Source organism: Parabacteroides vesiculifaciens, assembly GCF_049860805.1.
Classification (GTDB): Bacteria; Bacteroidota; Bacteroidia; order Bacteroidales; family Tannerellaceae; genus Parabacteroides.
The window spans coordinates 1863092-1880985 of record NZ_CP187555.1; the positions used below are offsets into that span (position 1 = coordinate 1863092).

General features: G+C 44.6%; 16 protein-coding genes. 12 read left to right on the plus strand and 4 right to left on the minus strand.

What is annotated here, in order from left to right; all coding sequences use genetic code 11:
• Nucleotides 1-125: 125 nt before the first annotated feature.
• From ACPYIV_RS07620 to ACPYIV_RS07630, 3 genes are all read right to left on the minus strand, one after another.
• Nucleotides 126-1181, minus strand: a complete 1056-nt coding sequence (locus ACPYIV_RS07620) for a winged helix DNA-binding domain-containing protein (protein WP_293733646.1) — start codon at nt 1179-1181, stop codon at nt 126-128.
• A gap of 10 nt (nt 1182-1191) precedes the next feature.
• On the minus strand, nt 1192-2484 hold the full coding sequence (locus tag ACPYIV_RS07625; RefSeq protein WP_293733647.1) for a serine dehydratase subunit alpha family protein: 1293 nt from the start codon (nt 2482-2484) through the stop codon (nt 1192-1194).
• A 217-nt stretch (nt 2485-2701) separates the two neighbouring features.
• Nucleotides 2702-3358 carry a glycine zipper family protein gene (locus ACPYIV_RS07630; RefSeq protein WP_293733648.1) on the minus strand — a complete coding sequence of 219 codons (657 nt, stop codon included), beginning with the start codon at nt 3356-3358 and terminating at the stop codon, nt 2702-2704.
• A gap of 134 nt (nt 3359-3492) precedes the next feature.
• Here ACPYIV_RS07630 and ACPYIV_RS07635 point away from each other — a divergent pair, with 134 nt between their 5' ends.
• The 11 genes from ACPYIV_RS07635 (at nt 3493) to cysK (ending at nt 15510) form a co-directional block, all read left to right on the plus strand.
• Nucleotides 3493-5412, plus strand: a complete 1920-nt coding sequence (locus ACPYIV_RS07635; protein WP_425886260.1) for an AAA domain-containing protein — start codon at nt 3493-3495, stop codon at nt 5410-5412.
• Between the two features lie 465 nt (nt 5413-5877).
• Entirely contained in the window at nt 5878-6429 is a 552-nt protein-coding gene (locus ACPYIV_RS07640; protein ID WP_293733650.1) for a hypothetical protein, read from the plus strand.
• A 148-nt stretch (nt 6430-6577) separates the two neighbouring features.
• Complete coding sequence (locus tag ACPYIV_RS07645; protein WP_293733651.1) at nt 6578-6805, plus strand: hypothetical protein; 228 nt, start codon at nt 6578-6580, stop codon at nt 6803-6805.
• A gap of 106 nt (nt 6806-6911) precedes the next feature.
• Nucleotides 6912-7937 carry a BF3164 family lipoprotein gene (locus tag ACPYIV_RS07650; RefSeq protein ID WP_293733652.1) on the plus strand — a complete coding sequence of 342 codons (1026 nt, stop codon included), beginning with the start codon at nt 6912-6914 and terminating at the stop codon, nt 7935-7937.
• Complete coding sequence (gene lepB, locus ACPYIV_RS07655) at nt 7938-8807, plus strand: signal peptidase I (RefSeq protein ID WP_293733653.1); 870 nt, start codon at nt 7938-7940, stop codon at nt 8805-8807. It begins immediately after the preceding gene.
• 1062 nt (nt 8808-9869) lie between these two features.
• Nucleotides 9870-10508, plus strand: a complete 639-nt coding sequence (locus tag ACPYIV_RS07660) for a DUF1573 domain-containing protein (protein ID WP_293733654.1) — start codon at nt 9870-9872, stop codon at nt 10506-10508.
• Between the two features lie 19 nt (nt 10509-10527).
• Nucleotides 10528-10815, plus strand: coding sequence for a hypothetical protein (locus ACPYIV_RS07665; RefSeq protein WP_293733655.1), 288 nt, complete (start codon nt 10528-10530; stop codon nt 10813-10815).
• Between the two features lie 77 nt (nt 10816-10892).
• Nucleotides 10893-12053, plus strand: a complete 1161-nt coding sequence (locus tag ACPYIV_RS07670) for a DUF4221 family protein (RefSeq protein WP_299360246.1) — start codon at nt 10893-10895, stop codon at nt 12051-12053.
• Between the two features lie 122 nt (nt 12054-12175).
• A complete protein-coding gene (locus ACPYIV_RS07675) occupies nt 12176-13408 on the plus strand; it encodes a Cof-type HAD-IIB family hydrolase (protein ID WP_293733657.1) in 1233 nt (410 codons plus the stop codon).
• Nucleotides 13405-14529, plus strand: coding sequence for an isochorismate synthase (locus ACPYIV_RS07680; RefSeq protein WP_293740584.1), 1125 nt, complete (start codon nt 13405-13407; stop codon nt 14527-14529). The genes ACPYIV_RS07675 and ACPYIV_RS07680 overlap by 4 nt, the downstream gene beginning before the upstream one ends.
• A gap of 24 nt (nt 14530-14553) precedes the next feature.
• Entirely contained in the window at nt 14554-15510 is a 957-nt protein-coding gene (gene cysK / locus ACPYIV_RS07685; protein ID WP_293733659.1) for a cysteine synthase A, read from the plus strand.
• Nucleotides 15511-15987: 477 nt separating this feature from the next.
• On the opposite strand, the gene ACPYIV_RS07690 is transcribed toward cysK, so the two are convergent.
• Complete coding sequence (locus tag ACPYIV_RS07690) at nt 15988-16896, minus strand: ThuA domain-containing protein (RefSeq protein WP_293740582.1); 909 nt, start codon at nt 16894-16896, stop codon at nt 15988-15990.
• A gap of 93 nt (nt 16897-16989) precedes the next feature.
• On the opposite strand from ACPYIV_RS07690, the gene ACPYIV_RS07695 reads away from it, so the two are divergent.
• Nucleotides 16990-17850, plus strand: a complete 861-nt coding sequence (locus ACPYIV_RS07695) for a hypothetical protein (protein ID WP_425886506.1) — start codon at nt 16990-16992, stop codon at nt 17848-17850.
• Nucleotides 17851-17894 lie beyond the last annotated feature (44 nt).

The following is a 17894-nucleotide window of genomic DNA, read 5'->3' on the forward strand; positions in this document are numbered from 1 at the left end:
TATTTCAACATAAGACACTGGTATACATCGCAATAAATAAAACACACATAATATAGTTGAAATCGGGGAAGTGTGGAACGAATTGTGGAAAGTGTGTAAAAATTCCACAACCCGGTGTGGAATTCTTACTTTTTGGTGTGGAAAGAGCAATAATAATCGATAGCCTTTTTCAGCAAATCTTCCGGGATATTGGAAGCTTCATCGAAAAAAGAAGTTTCGACAACAGGAGCTTTCTTCTTCGAGTCTTTTTTCCAGTTACCAACGATACGACCGTTGTATTGGATAACGGGGTAAAAAATGCCGAAAGTATTGAAAGCCTTAGGATGATGTTCGCGTTGCATAACAGTCGTCCGGTCTTTATAACTGATCAGATATTCATCATACGAGGGCAACAGATGCAGCACCTTCCGGCAACGGGCCTTACAATCACAGGAAGTATGCAAATAAAAGGTTTCCGAATCATACTTTTCCTCAAGCAGATTACCTTCAATCAAAGCGATTGCATGCCGCGCTTCAGTCGCCGTTAAGCCGGACCACCAGATAAAATCGGGCAATGTAGCCGGAGAATGGCTCTGAAAATATAAGGTAGCCAACCGGGCAAGCGCCTCTTCCCGATGAAGTTCTTTCACAGGAGGCACACGTTCTTCCAGCAAAGCATAGGTCGACTTCCTGTTTTTATCCACCCCGCTACATACAAGGCCATCCGTTTCGGCACGGATCAGAAAATGAGAGATAAGAAAATTGTCAACCTCCATTCCCGCCTTACAAAACCCATCTTTCAGTTCCTGTTTGGTCAGGCTGTTATTGCCTCCCAGCAACTTTTCCAGCAAATTGCAACCTCTTATATAATCGCTCCCGGTAATTTCGATTTTATGACTCCTGGCATACGATTCGAAAGCAGTCCTGATACGGGCTCCGGACAATTGCATCATCCAGCGGATATCCCCAGCAACGACAAAATGCCAGGTCGGCCGTAATATATGGGTACGCAGGATTTCCCCCTTTGCAAGCGCATCGTCCACCGCCTGTAACGAGGAAGACTTCAAACGAGTACCGACCGCCCATTTCGCCATGGCATATTCCTGTGCCTGGATCGCTCCCATCCAGGCAACCAGTTCCTTTGGACTCTTAAACCGGGGTTTTGCCAATTGATGGCTTAACAGACGGATATCGGTCAGCATATTCTTTTCGTTAACAGGATTTTCCAGTCATAATGTCCAACACCAGTTTATCAGTAGCTTCCATACCTTTGGAACCGATAGAAGTCAGGTTGACGATCGACTTGTCGACATCCTCATCGATGATGCCCTCGACCGGAGTCACTACCTTGTTTTCCATTGCCATCAGCGCGGACAGCATTGCAGTCGAAACACCGCTGGAAACTTTCATGGCACAACTGGGCTTTGCCCCGTCGCAGATCATACCGGTGATATTACCGATCATGTTCTTGATCGCATAGGAAACCTGCACCTTATCGCCCCCCATCAGATAAGTGATACCGCAACTGGCTCCCGTGGCAGCCACAACACAGCCGCAAAGGGCGGACAGGCGTCCCAGGCTTTGTTTGATATAGATGACCATCAGGTGGCTTAACATCAGGGCACGGATCAACTGTTCTTCCGTACATTCGATATCTTCGGCAAAAGAAAGAACGGGAAGCGTCGCTGCAATCCCCTGGTTCCCACTGCCGGAGTTGCTCATCACCGGGATCATGGCGCCATCCATACGGGCATCACAGGCGGCAGCCGTCATTGCGAGCATGTGGGTATAGGCAGAGTCGCCCATATATTTACGTCCGTACGCACCGGAAACGGTCTTGCTCACCGTATGACCGAAATTGCCCTTCAGGGAAGCCTCGGCCGCTTTCCGGTTGAGATCTGCAGTCTCCAGGATAAAGCGGATCTCGTCGACCGGCATTTGCATCGCAAATTCATAGACGGTAGAGAAAGAGAGTTTCAGTTCTTCATCTTCACCGGCAGCATCGCAGGCATCCCCTTCTTTCCGCAGATCGGTCAGAACCGCACCATTCTTCTCTACATACACGATATTCGTATGTCCGTGGCAGATAATCACCCGCGAAGTTTCATTTCCGGCAGAACAGACAACTTCTATATATAATTTGTCGACATTTTCCTTTAAAGCGATATGAATGCATTTATCTTCGATCATCTGCTTTCCTTCGGCAAGCGCTTCCGGTGTCAGGTCGCGCAACACTTCAAGGCCATAAGCCGATTTACCGATCAGCGTCCCCAAAGCAATCGCTATCGGCAAGCCGACCATCCCAGTCCCGGGAATCCCGACGCCCATTGCATTCTTCAGGATATTGGCACTCAGGAATACTTCCGTCTTTTCCGGCTTGCGACCTAAAACTTCGGCAGCCTTAGCAGCAGCCAACGCGACTGCAACCGGTTCCGTACAACCGATAGCGGGAATCACTTCCTGATGTATAAGTTTGATGATTTGTGTTTGAATTGTTTTATCCATGGATATATAGATTTTTGACTTTACCGGACAAAGGTAATGATTAATTGAAAATAGAGAAATGCTTTGTACAAAAACAATCCGAGACTTACTTATCGAGTAAGTCTCGGATTGCCTTTCGAAAGCTCCAATCTATCATAAATGAAGATTTACGGGTATGAAACATGGATGTCAGGATTATACAAAATGATTGCTTCTTTTGAAATATAGGCATACCCGGTCAATTGCCCATCGTTTCGACGGTAAAGGTTTCCTCTTCCGTACCATTGCCGCGGCTTTCCCGAAGGCGGACGCTGAACACGGCTTCGCCCGTACGCAGTTTCGGGGAGGCCTGTACCGTGACGTTATAAGTGATACGGTCATCGCGGGTGATTTTGGCTATCTTGACCGGCTCGGACAGTTTCAGGTATTTGCCCTTCACGACTTTCACGATCGGCTCCACGTCCAAAGCATCCTGAAAGCTGTTGTTCACGATTACCAGGGAGATGCGGCAGGTTTCGCCTGCATTGATCTTGTTATCGCGGCTGACGCTGTCCTCTTCCAGCAAGATATCTTCGATCTTCAAATCGGGAAGGAGGACATGAGAAGAGGGCGTATAATTTCCCGGATTCCTTTTCTCCACTCTTACCTGATCGCCTGTATTTGCAGCGATCTGCGCACCAGCAATTCCTCCGACCGCCGTCCCGACAAACGCCCCTATGTCACCACCGATATCATCGTCTATAGCATTTCCGACCGCTCCACCGAAAAGCCATCCGACAAAAGCACCGATCTGGGCGCCTACGCCTGCACGTTCCTCCCGGCTCATATTCTTCATCGATCCGCATCCCGTCAGAATCAACAAAGACATCATTACGCATAGAACTCTGTTTTTCATACTCTGCTATTTTTATCCTTCTATTTTAGAAACAAAGATAATCATCTGTTTGACTTCATGACACCGGAAAGGGCAAAAACCCCTATCCGATTGCGTTTTTTTATGTAAGTTTGCGCCCGATTAAACAAAGAACGATGACTACCCAATTCAAGACTCCGGCAGCAGACCTGCAACATCAGCACGATCTCCTGCAGAAAGAATTCGAATATGAAAAGGAGATGTACCGGGAACAAACCGAACGGGCCGGCATACGCCGCCGCATCCAGCAAGGGCTGTGCTGGTATCCTGTCGTACCGGGAAAAAGCTACTATAATTCCCTGAACCAGTTTGTCGTCGAAATCGAACGGCTGGAAGACAAAGAGACCGAACATAATTTCGAATATGGCCGCCCGGTCTGCTTTTTCACGACAAACGGAGGCGGCAAACCCGAATACCTGAACTTCTCAACTGTCATCAGTTATGTACAGGACGACCGGATGGTCGTAGTATTGCCCTCGCCAAGCGCACTTATGGACATACAAAAGGCGGGCGGGATCGGCGTCCAACTCTATTTCGACGAGACCAGCTACAAGACGATGTTCAACGCCCTGTCCACCGTTATCCAGGCGAAAGGGAACCGATTGGCTTACCTGCGGGACGTGTTGCTGGGTAAAACTCCCGCCAGCCGGCGCACGCTTTTTCCCGTTCGCTTTCCCTGGCTGAACGTATCGCAGGAAGAGGCGGTCAACCATGTATTGGCGGCTAAGGATGTGTCGATCGTGCACGGTCCTCCCGGAACCGGCAAAACGACCACCTTGGTTGAAGCGATCTATGAGACTTTACACCGGGAAAACCAGGTAATGGTTTGCGCCCAAAGCAATACGGCGGTAGACTGGATATCGGAGAAATTAGTGGACAGAGGTATTAACGTCCTGCGCATCGGCAATCCGACACGTGTAAACGACAAGATGCTTTCCTTCACCTATGAACGGCGTTTCGAGTCACATCCCGACTATGCCGAATTATGGGGAATCCGCAAAGCGATCCGCGAAATACAGTCCAACCTCCGCAAAAAGAGCCACAGCGAAAAGGAGACGGCACGCAACCGCCTCTCCCGCCTCCGTTTCCGGGCTACCGAGCTGGAAGTAAAGATCGACACGGAGCTGTTTGACGAGGCGCGTGTCGTAGCCTGCACGCTGGTCGGATCAGCCAACCGGGTGTTGACCAACCGTAACTTCACCTCCCTCTTCATCGACGAGGCAGCCCAGGCACTTGAAGCCGCCTGCTGGATTGCGATCGGCAAGGCGGACCGGGTCATCCTGGCCGGCGACCACCATCAACTCCCCCCTACCATTAAATGTATAGAGGCGGCACGTGGCGGCCTGGACCAAACATTGATGCAAAAAATAACCGACCGGAAGCCCGAAACCGTCTCACTACTGAAAATACAGTACCGGATGAACGACGACATCATGCGCTTTCCTTCCCGCTGGTTCTACAACGGCGAGTTGCAATCCGCACCGGAAGTCAAGCACCGCGGCATTCTGGAATTCGACACGCCTGTCGTCTGGCTCGACACGGCGGATTGCCATTTCGAGGAAGACCAGCTCACCGACAGCATGAGCCGTGTCAATAAAGAGGAAGCGGCGTTGCTTGTCTCGACCTTGCAGAAATATATCGAAAAGATCGGCAAGGAACGGGTCTTGGAGGAAAGCATCGACTTCGGACTGATTTCGCCTTACAAATCACAGGTTCAGTATATCCGCGGACTGATCAAGCGCAACGCTTTCTTCAAACCTTTCCGCCGCCTGATAACCGTCCACACGGTAGATGGCTTCCAGGGACAGGAACGCGACGTGATCATGATCAGCCTCGTTCGCGCCAACGACAAAGGCCAGATCGGTTTCCTCGGCGACCTGCGCCGCATGAACGTCGCCATCACCCGAGCCCGCATGAAACTGATGATCCTCGGAGACGCACCGACACTGACACGCCATGCTTTCTACAAAGAATTATACGAATATATCCGGGAGACAGGACAGGTGATCACCGTCCAACCTCCTCCCCCGATATGATCTCTTATTGTCATATTCGTAAAAAAGCCATTAGTCCAAATCGAAACTACTACCGCATCTATTTCGATTTTGTACCCCATCTAATTCAAATTACACGCAAGGGTAATATTTTTTAACAAACTGCTATTTTCATAAGCTACAGGAAATGAAGCGACTATGCCAAATCGCCATTTTCAGGGGGATATTGTATTTTTTTTGATAAAAGCCACATAGGGTTCACCGTATTTATACCGCCAGTCGCATTACAAGTTCGCATCAATCACGGAAACAAGATAGTTTTGATATAGCCCTACAAATGAAAAACGAACCTCTTCCGTTTCGGGAAACTCGAAAATGTTGTTCGAAGAAGTATCAGCCCACTGAAACGCTTCAATTTGTTAATCACAATAATTTATTTCATAAATAATTGTAAATAACAGAAAACTCAATACAAGGTATCTCAAATAATAATAACTTTACAAAAAAATGGCACTAAGGCTGTTCATTATATTCTGTCTCAATTTTGTGATTTTTGCCAGTTGCAAAAATCATGATCAAGCACAGATCGCTCAACTTATTAAAGAATGGCGAGGCAAAAAAGTCATATTTCCCAACAATCCTATTTTTATAACAGCAAATGGTGACACTATCAATTTTCCTATTGCTAAAAATCAAAACAAAATTTTAATATATATAGACTCCGCAGGATGTACAAGTTGCAAACTTCAATTAGGTCAATGGAAAAATTTCATATCTTACATTGACTCAACTACTGATAATGCAATCACATTTCTATTTTTTATCCACACTAAGAATTATCAAGACCTACGATATCTACTAAAACAAAATTCATTCAAATATCCTATAAGCATTAACACAAGAGATAGTTTAAATATATTAAATCAATTTCCAAATCGTATTCTTTTCCAAACTTTCCTATTGAATGAGAAAGATGAAATAGAGATTATCGGTAATCCTATTCACAATACTAATCTAAAAGATTTGTACATAAAACTTATAAAAAAGCGATATCAATAAAAAATGAGCAACATTAAAACAAGAAATTAGTCATACAGTTATAAATCGACAAAGAAAGGAGGTGATTCGAAGCAAACAAATTACAAAAAATACTATATTGTCAATAAACAAGTAGTATTAGTTTAAAACAAAATTAATATTTTTCATCATGAAGACAAAATTTTTTGCAATTATTCTTTTTATCATAATTGGCATATCTATAATATGGTATTCCAACACAAAAGCGCCTAATGCTCAATTGGAAGATTTTGAACAATCTAATATTGATGCTTTTGCAAATATCGACCCTAAATGTGCAGATGGCTGCGTTGAAGGGGAAGATATGTGTTATTGTCACGGATGGCATCCACTAAAACGTGGATTACCTCCAACATAACACAGACTCAATAAACTTCTATTTATCAACAAATTTAATCATTAAGTAGCAGTGTAAGTCATCAACTAAAAAGATATTTGCACTGCTACTAAAAAATAACAATAAAATGAAATACACATTTTATTTACTATTCATCATATTGTTTATTTGTTGCAAAAAACAAATTGAAACAGAAAAAATACAAACAGAAAGGGACAATATCATTAATGTCAAAAACAAGATAAAAGAGATAAAAATAGACAGTATTCTTCTCAGCTCCATCTCTAAACCTTATTTAATTTCAGACTATCTACTCATCGCTGATTTTAAAGCGTATGACGAATGTGTTCATATTTTCAATAAAAACGACTTTCACTACATTAAAAGTTTTGCTTATGCAGGACCAGGTCCAGAGGAAATAACACGTCTTGGATATGTTGGAATTAATGAAATGTGTAATGAAATAGAGCTAACAGACTTAGGTAAACAACAAATATACTATTACAATTTGGACAGTCTACTCCATTATAAGCTCTATACCCCATCAAAAAAACAAAAAATTATTGGAGAAAAGCTCTTACATTATTATCAATATATCAATATTACAACAAGAATGGGATTGATTTTAACTCCTAATGGCTCATCTAACTATAATGTATCAGTCGGAACACAAAACACACTCAGTAGGGAATTTAAAGCTATGCCCTATACTCATCCTTATATAAACAATAAACGTGTATACTTCGATGTATCTCCAAAAAAAGGAATCTATGTTGAGTGTTACCAAGGACAAGATCTAATGTCTATTTGCTCCATAGATGGAACTCTTAAATATAATATATATGGTGGCCATAATTGGAAAGAAAATCAAAAAGGCCGTAAAGAATACTATCGACCAGTACATTTTGTAGGTGATAAAATCTTCGCTTTATATCTTAATGATGCAGGAATAATCAACCAGCCTGCAAAAGGACAAATAGGAAATACCGCTACTAAATTTTTAGTTTTCGACCTATCCGGAAATTACTTATACACTTTAGAAACAGAATATCATATCACAAATTTTTGCTATGACGAATCTAATAACAGGCTCATATTGGCCTGTAATGATGACATACAATTTGGATATTTAAACCTTAAAGAAATACAATGAATGGTATCAATAAGAGAAACAAGTATTAAAACGCATTTATTATCCGTTAACAATATATTCAATATTATTATATTAATAATATTACTTTTTATATCATGGATATGCTACAATGTTTTCTTATTTGCATCCTTTCAAATCAACACAGAGTCCATGACTCCCAGTATTTTACCAAGAGATAAAGTAGTCGTTTTAAAGCCACTAATAGGTGCTAGATTATTTGATTTTTTTTCATTATTAGGAGGTGAAGATGTCGAAATATTTCGTATTCCAGGAATAAGCACCATTAAACGGAACGATGTATTAGTATTTAACTACCCTTATTATTATGGTATAGACAAAATAAAAATGCAATTAGAGAAATATTACGTCAAACGCTGTATTGGTCTTCCCAAAGATACAATTTTCATAAAAAACAAAAAGTATACTATTAAAAAACGCCAAAATGAACTTATCAAAATAAATCATACATATTCATCAAGATCCATTCAAATAAGCACAGATTCAATTTATTCATTTTTTAAAAATTCAATAGAAGAATTTGGGCCACTAATAATTCCTTATAAAAATAAGGAAATACTTATAGATCGGAATAATTATGTGCTTTACAAAACATTAATAGAATGGGAAACAAGCAAAAAATTGCACTTTAACGAACAAATCAATCAATATTATATCGAGAATCAATCAATAACAAAATATAAATTTAAATATGATTACTTTTTTGTTATAGGTGATAATCTAAAAAAATCCGAAGACAGCAGATATTGGGGGTTAGTACCAGAACCATTTATAGTAGGAAGAGTTTATTTTATAATTAAATCTAACAATTCCAAAGGAACAACTATCCAACGAATACGTAATAGCCTGTGATAATCATTATAAAGAAATGATTATCACGAGAATATATGAAACTTCCAATGATTTGACTTGGTGAAGAAAAATAAGAAATGATTTTTACACTTTTGTAGGTAACTACTCAGCCCTCCTCACTACTTCCATCTTACTGGTTTTAACTATATATATTAACCGACCGAGTCTAAATCTTCCCTTTTTTGCACTGACAAAATGTCAAATTTGCCTGCCTCAGATTGCTCTATATGTGTCCCTGGACGGAACGATTACAAATAAGGCCGGGAAACTGCGTTTGCCATTATCATTTTGTCGGTATAAATATCCCGGTAGCTCCTTTTTGCTATCAGGAAACCGGAGGAGGACAGGAAAAATAAACGAGATTGTGAGTTAAACGGAAGGATTGCTGACTAAACGTCAATTAAAAACAGGTTGCTTTATAGAGCCTATGAGATGTTAAAAGGGCATTTTGAGTTCTTTTCGGAACCTTGTCTGACCGTTTTTTCTCACTATTTTGGTTCATCTGGAAAAATCATCTAAATGATTTGCCGAATTCATCTGAATGGTTTGCCCAAAACATCCAAATAGTTTTCCAAAATCATTTAGATGATTTTTAAAATGATCTAAATGATTTTAGGAAAAAGGTAAAAAGACAAGAGCTTTTCAGGCCAAAAGGATGAAAAACGAATATTCGCCCGTTATCAAAACAACTCAAAGCAAATCAAATAGATAGCGAATGAGGCTTGTTTGTGTCAGAATCGTACTTCTGTGGAGATAGGAAGAAAAAATATATTTAATATTTTTCAAGAAAAGAATTGTTTATTCAAAAAAAGTTTTTAAATTTATGGCATTCATATGAAAAGGATAGCTGCCATATTGTTGTTGTTGCTATTTTCCTGTTCAGAAAAGAAGCAAAGTTTGCCAGAGTTATTGGAAACATGGCAAGGCAAGACTGTGAGTTTCCCCGCGAATCCCGTATTTACACGATATGGAAAAGATACCGTTGATTTTAATATCCATCCGTCCCCCTATACTATATTGTTTTATGTCGATTCTAATAGCTGTGTGGATTGCAAATTGAAGTTGAACGAATGGAAACAGTTCAAGCAAGAGGTCGATTCGTTAGGTGGAGAGGTGCAGTATTTATTTTTCATCCATAACAAACGGCCAAAGTATGTGCGAAATATTTTGAGAAGTGGAAATTTCGACTGGCCGGTTTGTTTGGACGAGGAAAACGAATTGGATCATTTGAACCAATTTCCGGAAGACGAGCGGTTGCATGCTTTTTTATTAGATCGTAACTTCTGCGTGCTGGTCGCCGGTGACCCGATGCGAAACCTTGAAATCCGTAATTTATATTTGAAACATATATTAGGAATGCAGCCCGATTGGGTGAAGATGAAAACGGCGGCTATAGTCGATGATCCCATAAAGGACGTTGGTGAGATCGCCGAAAACAAACCAATCCGACACTCGTTTAAGATCCGAAACACAGGATTATCACCTTTGATTGTCACTGATGTTGCTACAACATGCGGTTGCGTGCAATACGAATATGATAAAAAACCTGTAGATTCTGGAAAAGAGTTGATTTTTACGTTGATTTACACACCGAAGCATTCAGGCTTCTTTTCAGAAACAATTCTTGTACGTTGTAATACGAATAAAGCTATCAAAATAATATTGAAAGGAAAAATCAAACCTGCACAGCAGGAATTATAAACCATAAAAACGATGCCTTATGAAACAGAAACTGTTTTCTCTGCTCGCCTTGTTCCTATTTGTGAGTATGGGGCTTACTACCGACACCAAGGCCGGTAGTATAGGTGATGAACTGAACTCTTCCGTTTTGGAAAATCTGAAAGCGTTAACTGCCGGGAATCTGACTCAGCAATGTTGGATGGATGTAACTAAACCAAACACCCCTTGTGCCAAAGAAGGACGGTATGGTTGTGCACCATGTGACAATTTGTTACCCCCTGGACCATTTCCTCCGACACCACCACCTCCTCCTACTCCTGCAAAATAAGGTAAATGTGGTATGCTTTTTATCGAGAGGGTATTTTATCCTCTCGATATTTAAAATCACTCATTAATAAATGTATTATGGCCTACAAAACATATATCTTTATCACTCTATTGATGCTTTCCTGTTCAAGTCCTTCTTCTGATATGACGAACTTGACGCCCGTAGATATCGTCGAGCTTCGTCCTGCGAATAAATGGTTGAAGTTTCCAGTGGATGAGGATACGGAGATCGGGTGGTATCCGAAAGTGATAGAAAAAGATGAACGAGAATATATTGTGATTGAAAATGTCGGCCAGCCACAACTTCTATTTTTTGATACATCTATTGAAAAATGTATCAGAAAAGTAACTTGTCATAAAGAAGGCCCCAATGGCATCGGTAATGCGTATGATTATTATGTAAAAGATTGGGATGAAATATATTGGAATGAACCTGGTGGAGGCCAGTTCTTGATACGTGTAAATGGAAAAGGAGAAAGACAAGGCAATTATTCTTTCAGGCAGGATATTAATGGAGACTATCTACCACCCTTTAAAGATGTCATATTCGTTGATTCTCTTTTTTATATACAGTTATATCATTACAATCATAATCAAAAAGAAGATATAACTCATGTTGTGGCAGTATTGGATACTACAAATAAAACTGTCAAGCAATTGCCCTTTTACCATCCAACAGAGCCGACGTTGGATGATTTGTACCAAATGCGATTATGTGTTGGCGATGAAGATGTCAATTGGCTATATGATGGAAAAAACTTCATCTACGTATTTGGTCAAAACGATTCAATCTATGTAGCTTCTCCGAATCATGAAAAGACAGAGGCTTATAATGCTAAAAGTAAATATTTGAAGCCTGCTAAATATCATATCAAGGAACCTTTTCCGAACCTGAATAGCTATTTCATTGGATGTAATCAGTTGCAATTCTATGATAGGATCTACTACGACAAATACCGTGAAGTCTATTACCGCCTTGCCTACCCCGAATCAGAGGTCGATCCGAAGGAGAACCAGCGAGATATTTGGAGTTTCGGCCGCCGGACCTGTTCGATCGTGATTTTGGACAAGAACTTCCGCATCATCGGTGAGACACTGTTGCCGGACTACCGCTATCAGAACCGTTCGATCGTTGTCCTGAAAGACGGCCTTTACATCTGCGACAGCCATTACAAACGGGAGGATTATGATGAGAATATATGGAGTTTCCAACGGTTCGACTTGGTGAAGAAAAAATAAGAAAAGATTTATGCACTTTTGCTGAATAGACAAGGTTATTTTATCACAGTTGTCCTCTCACGTAACCGCCGGAAACGAAAATTTGTTATATTTGTATCATTAACAAAAAATACAGAGAGGCCATGAAGTATAAATTATTAGTTCTCGACGTAGACGGGACGCTGCTCAACAACAAAAAAGAGATCAGCCCCCGTACCCAGGCTGCCCTTCTGAAGGTACAGCAAATGGGAGTACATATTGTATTGGCATCAGGAAGACCGACTAATGGAGTCATGCCCATCGCTGAAAAGCTGGAACTGAACCATTATGGCGGTTACATTCTTTCTTACAACGGCGGCCAGATCATTAACGCACAGACCGGCGAACTATTATTTGAGAAACGTATCGATCCGGAATGGATCCCCTACTTTGAGAAGAAAGCAAAGAAAAACGACTTTGCCATCTTCACCTATCACAAAGATTCCATCCTGACCGACAAACCGGATAACAAATATGTCATCCAGGAAGCAAACCTGAACAACATGCAGATAATCGGTGTCGACAACTTCGCCGAAGCCATCGACTTCCGGCCATGCAAATGTATGCTGGCCAGTGACGACGAAGAGGCGCTGGTCGGTTTGGAAAACCATTGGAAGAAACGCCTCGACGGTGTGTTCGAAGCATTCCGCTCGGAACCCTATTTCTTAGAAGTCGTCCCCCAGTTCATCGACAAAGGAAACACATTGGGCGTGCTGATGACCAAACTATCCGTATTGCCGGAAGAGGTGATTGCCATCGGTGACGGCGTTTGCGACGTGACCATGTTGCAGCTCGCCGGAGTCGGTATCGCAATGGGAAATGCGGAAGACTCGGTTAAGGCTTGTGTGGACAAAACGACACTCACCAACGAAGAGGAAGGTGTGGCAATAGCCGTCGAACGGGCGATCCTGGCGGAAATTCGTCCGACGGAAGTACCGCTCGACCAATTGAATATGCGGGCCAGACATGCCCTGATGGGAAACCTCGGCATTCAGTACACCTACGCCTCCGAAGACCGCGTCGAGGCGACCATGCCGGTAGACGAACGGACCCGCCAGCCATTCGGCATCCTGCACGGCGGAGCAACCCTCGCACTGGCGGAGACGGTTGCCGGCCTGGGTTCGATGATCTTAGCCAAACCGGACGAAATCGTAGTCGGGATGCAGGTCAGCGGCAACCATATGTCATCCGCACACGAAGGAGACACCGTCCGCGCCGTCGGAACCATCATTCATAAAGGACGCTCCTCGCACGTTTGGAACGTTGATGTATTCACATCCACAGATAAATTGGTATCTTCCATCCGTGTAGTCAACAGTATATTAAAAAAGAAATGACACCAGACGAATCAAAGGTTTGTAACGCAATCGATACATTAATCAACGGGAACCGGAGTTTTGCACTTTGGCGGATACCGGGAGAATCGCCCCGCTTCGCCATGCAGGCCTCCGGTTCTGCACGTCTTCTCTATAACATCGAGGAACTGGACGAACAGAGTGGTTTCGTCATTGCTCCCTTTCATGTGAGTAAACAACATCCGATCGTACTGATCCGGCCGGACATCCGGGAACTTCCGCTCGACGAGGGAAAAAACATTCCATGCCCATGGGACAAAAGTTCCATGCCTATGAAACAAAAATTCCATGCCTATGAAACTTTTGTTTCATGCCCGGGAAACCCGAAGGAAGATTACAGCCGCCGTTTCAACACCTTCATCGAACCGTTGCGCCGGAAGCAATTCGATAAGCTCGTGCTGTCGCGCAGCCAGACGATCCCGGCGGACAAAGCGGGCTTCTCTCCTGCCGCTGCTTTCCATAAGGCTATCGAGCGGTACAAGTATTCCTACGTCTATCTCTGCCATACGCCCGAAACAGGGACGTGGCTCGGCTGTACGCCCGAGATCATCCTCGCCGGGGAGAAAGGGGAATGGCATACGGTCGCCCTCGCCGGCACGCAGCCGCTCCAGAACGGGGAACTGCCGACAGAATGGGACGACAAGAACAGGGAAGAACAGGAATATGTAGCCTTTTACATCCGCAAACAACTGCAAGCATTAGGCATCAAACCGGCAGAAACTGCGCCGGCCCCGGTACGCGCCGGCGAACTGTCGCACCTGAAAAGCGATTTCAGTTTCCCCCTGCCCGATAACAAAAAGCTGGGCGACCTGTTGAAACGGCTCCATCCCACACCTGCCGTCTGCGGACTGCCTAAAGAAGATACCTACCGTTTTATCCGGGAAAACGAAGGGTACGACCGGAGCTACTATTCCGGCTTTATCGGCTGGCTGGCTCCCGAAGAGAAAAGCGACCTGTATGTAAACTTGCGGTGCATGAACATCCTTCCCGACGCGTTTGTTTTGTATGCAGGCGGCGGTATCCTCGCTTCTTCCGAAACGGAAAGCGAATGGCTGGAGACGGAGGCAAAAATGCAAACGATGAAACGGTTGCTCGAAGCATAGACAAATTTATAATTCATAATTCATATGGCACACATAGCAAAAAAACTGACTGACCTCGTAGGTAATACACCGTTGTTGGAGTTCTCGAACTTTAACGCAAGTAAAGGACTGAAGGCGAAAGTAATCGGAAAGCTGGAATATTTCAATCCGGCAGGTAGCGTAAAAGACCGTATCGCATTGGCGATGGTCGAAGATGCAGAAGAAAAAGGCTTACTCAAACCGGGGGCGACGATCATAGAACCGACCAGCGGAAACACCGGTGTGGGACTGGCTTTCGTCTCGGCCGCCAAAGGTTATAAATTAGTGCTGACAATGCCGGAAACCATGAGCTTAGAACGCCGCAACCTGTTGAAGGCATTAGGCGCCAACTTAGTCCTCACTCCCGGAGCGGAAGGCATGAAAGGGGCAATCGCCAAGGCGGAAGCGCTGCGCGACGAGACACCGGGTTCCATCATTCTGCAACAGTTTGAGAATCCGGCAAACCCTGCCCAACACGCCAAAACGACCGCACAGGAAATCTGGCGCGATACGGACGGCAAAGTCGATATCTTCGTTGCCGGCGTCGGAACAGGCGGTACTGTCAGCGGCGTTGGCAAAGGATTGAAAGCGCATAACCCGAATGTCAAGATCGTTGCAGTAGAGCCGACCGACTCGGCAGTGCTCTCTGGCGGCAAACCCGGACCACACAAGATACAGGGGATCGGTGCAGGCTTTATTCCCAAGACCTACGACGGATCGGTCGTAGATGAAATCATCCGGGTAGAAGGAGACGACGCCATCCGCACATCCCGCGAACTGGCTCAAAAAGAAGGCCTACTGGTCGGAATCTCTTCCGGAGCAGCCGTATATGCCGCCTTGCAACTGGCCAAACTCCCGGAGAACGAAGGGAAGACGATTGTGGCTTTATTGCCGGATACGGGCGAAAGATACCTGTCCACGGCGTTATATGCATTCGAAGAATATCCGTTACTTTTGGCTTGATCCAAAAGTAACCAAAAGTTCAAGGCTGAAGCTGCTTCGCTACTCAGTTTCCTCCATTCGCTGTCGCGTCTGAAACTCGCTTCGCTCAAACAGCAGACGCTCCGGACGCTCACTCCGGTCACTTCGCTTAACGCTCACCAGCTTAGGCCGGAGATAGAGCCTGACGGCTCTTTGGGGATTGCCGATACCGGCAGTTTTCCTGCGATCCCGCATCAAGTGCGGGAACAGGCTTGTCCCCGTGCCTGACACGGGACCGCAAAAGAGTTGTCGGTGTCGGCAATCCCAAGAGAAAGCGCAGCTTTCTAAGAAAGGCCTAAGCGGACGGTCGTTAAGCGGAGGGTAAAGGTGTAGCGTCCGGAGCCTGCGCTGTCTGAGCGAAGCGAGTTTCGCAGGCGACAGCGGAACCTTTGCCCGGAGTAGACCGGACGGTTAAGCCTTGATCTTTTGGTTACTTTTGGATCAAGCCAAAAGTAACAATCACTTATAATCTTTCCGGTAAGAACAAGTCGTCTCCGTCGGGAAATCTTTCGGGACCTTTTGAGTTACTTTTCCGGTTGCGGCCCATTCGGCGCCACGAAGCAGCAATACCTGGAAACCTGTGCACTGCATGGCAATATTATCTTCCGGCGTTGCACCGGCATGGCCAAGCATCGTATGGAAAATGCGGGCATTCCCGTAATCGACCGTAAAGATCAACGGTTCTTCACGACCGGAGCCGTTTGTTTCCTTATCCGAATAAGCTGTGTACAAAATATCCCGGATATTGCCCGGCCCCCGCATACGGTCGTAAAGTTCATCTTTGGCATGGCGCCATTTCAAGGGCAGGCCTTTCACGATAGGATGCACTTTGTCACGTCCGTTCAATACATATTCGTGCTGACGCCCATGTGAACCGCCGACACCTGCCGAACTGTCCTTGACCAGCTTGCCGTCCTGCCAGTACACATACGGACCGGAACTTTCGTTACGTCCTTCCCAGCCGCCCAGTGCACAAATCTTATTGAACTCCGGCCATTTGGAGAAAGCATTATCGGCCGCATGGTAGATGACAACCCCACCGCCGTTCTGCACATATTCCAAAAAGCGCCGGTTTGTCTCCTCCGGCCACGAATCGCCATTATAATCCAGTACCACCAATTGGTAAGGACTGAAGTCGAGCACGAAGCCGGACATATCTTCTCCCTGCCCGGGAGAAATGGCAAAGTCAACATCGAAGCGGCCGGAATTTTCGAGAATCTGCTTCAGCACAACATGGCTCACCTGCCAGTTATGGTTGTTTTGTCCAGTGATCAGTAATGTCTTAACCGGTTTGCGTGCCGAAACCGTACAGGCCAGCAAGAGGGAAAAGACAACAAAAAGCAATTTTCCAAAGTGTAAATGTCTCATGGTATTTTATGGTTTAAAGATTTATTTGAGGCAAATGTACTAAATCAATATGAAATATGTACTTTTGTTGCCTTAAGAAAAAATGCATCCATGATGAAATATTTATCCCGAATACTACTGATAACATCCGTATTTGCCCTTTCCGTTGCCGATTGTTACGCCGATAGCTGGCGCGATAAGACGGAACTGCTCATCTATTCCCCACACTATTTCGGTCCGAACGCTTTCCCGATCCCGGAAATGAGGGACGGGCAGGTGAGTGAACGGTACGAGGTGGAAGTACGGGGCGAATACCATTATTATACGGGTGATAAAACCTGGGACATCATGGGGCGCGCCCTGTTGCCGTTCTTCCGGGGACGGGCGGGAGTCGAAGTGAACTGGTGCTTCAAGGAAAAGTATAAGATGACGCCGGAAACGCGCGACGAGCGCTTTGCCGTGGAGACGGAAAGCCCGATCAAATATAACGGCGACATCGTTATCAGCTCCTTTTTCCAGGTTTTGAAAAGTGAGAAATGGGTGGATGCAACCATCAGCGCCAACATCAAGACTGCCAGCGGAGGCCGCTTGTGCGACGCCCGTTTTACAGACGCCGCTTCCTATTGGTTCGATGTAAACGTAGGCCGTAACCTGTGGAAAAGCGCCGACGGCAAGGCTTCCGTCCGTATGCAGGCCCTCACCGGGTTCTATTGCTGGATGACGAACGACATGGTGCATCGCCAGAACGATGCCATCTCCTACGGGGTCGGATTCACGGGAAAATACAGGGGCTTCACGCTCGCCACCAACCTGGCGGGATTTTACGGATACGAGAACAACGGCGACCGTCCCATACACTGGCGCAACAACCTCAGGTACGAGATCAAGAAAAACATAATCTCCTTCCGATATACGCACGGGATGAAGGACAATCTGTACGAGACCTATTCGTTAGGATATATCCGGTGCTTTTGAGAATTGGAAATTAAACCAACTGGCGTTCCTCTGTGTTTAAAGGG

Bases quoted from the DNA above. Each gene is read 5' to 3' on its own strand.
- ACPYIV_RS07620 (WP_293733646.1), bottom strand. From the start codon at position 1,181: ATGCTGACCGATATCCGTCTGTTAAGCCATCAATTGGCAAAACCCCGG.
- ACPYIV_RS07625 (WP_293733647.1), bottom strand. From the start codon at position 2,484: ATGGATAAAACAATTCAAACACAAATCATCAAACTTATACATCAGGAA.
- ACPYIV_RS07630 (WP_293733648.1), bottom strand. From the start codon at position 3,358: ATGAAAAACAGAGTTCTATGCGTAATGATGTCTTTGTTGATTCTGACG.
- ACPYIV_RS07635 (WP_425886260.1), top strand. From the start codon at position 3,493: ATGACTACCCAATTCAAGACTCCGGCAGCAGACCTGCAACATCAGCAC.
- ACPYIV_RS07640 (WP_293733650.1), top strand. From the start codon at position 5,878: ATGGCACTAAGGCTGTTCATTATATTCTGTCTCAATTTTGTGATTTTT.
- ACPYIV_RS07645 (WP_293733651.1), top strand. From the start codon at position 6,578: ATGAAGACAAAATTTTTTGCAATTATTCTTTTTATCATAATTGGCATA.
- ACPYIV_RS07650 (WP_293733652.1), top strand. From the start codon at position 6,912: ATGAAATACACATTTTATTTACTATTCATCATATTGTTTATTTGTTGC.
- lepB (WP_293733653.1), top strand. From the start codon at position 7,938: ATGGTATCAATAAGAGAAACAAGTATTAAAACGCATTTATTATCCGTT.
- ACPYIV_RS07665 (WP_293733655.1), top strand. From the start codon at position 10,528: ATGAAACAGAAACTGTTTTCTCTGCTCGCCTTGTTCCTATTTGTGAGT.
- ACPYIV_RS07670 (WP_299360246.1), top strand. From the start codon at position 10,893: ATGGCCTACAAAACATATATCTTTATCACTCTATTGATGCTTTCCTGT.
- ACPYIV_RS07675 (WP_293733657.1), top strand. From the start codon at position 12,176: ATGAAGTATAAATTATTAGTTCTCGACGTAGACGGGACGCTGCTCAAC.
- ACPYIV_RS07680 (WP_293740584.1), top strand. From the start codon at position 13,405: ATGACACCAGACGAATCAAAGGTTTGTAACGCAATCGATACATTAATC.
- cysK (WP_293733659.1), top strand. From the start codon at position 14,554: ATGGCACACATAGCAAAAAAACTGACTGACCTCGTAGGTAATACACCG.
- ACPYIV_RS07690 (WP_293740582.1), bottom strand. From the start codon at position 16,896: ATGAGACATTTACACTTTGGAAAATTGCTTTTTGTTGTCTTTTCCCTC.
- ACPYIV_RS07695 (WP_425886506.1), top strand. From the start codon at position 16,990: ATGAAATATTTATCCCGAATACTACTGATAACATCCGTATTTGCCCTT.